General features: G+C 56.8%; 1 pseudogene. It reads left to right on the forward strand.

Annotated elements, in window-relative coordinates:
• Positions 1-243 (forward strand): annotated as a pseudogene (locus SB822_RS60000) (hypothetical protein); the annotation flags it as partial.

Here is a 243-nt window from a genome sequence, read left to right on the forward strand (position 1 = left end):
CGGATAGCGGACCGCAGGCAAGCGCACAGCGCTCTTCCCTCGTCGCCTTTTCCGTGCGCGTTGCGAGCGCTGCTATTGCTCTCCTGTCTCAGGTTATTCTCGCCCGTTGGATGGGGGAATTCGAGTACGGCATCTTCGTCCTCGTCTGGCTGACCATGATAATTATCGGCGATCTGGCCTGTTTCGGACTGCACACCACGATTATCCGCTTCGTACCGGAATATATGCAGCGTCAGATGTTCG

This window comes from Paraburkholderia sp. SIMBA_054 (assembly GCF_046534875.1).
Lineage (GTDB): Bacteria > Pseudomonadota > Gammaproteobacteria > Burkholderiales > Burkholderiaceae > Paraburkholderia > Paraburkholderia hospita.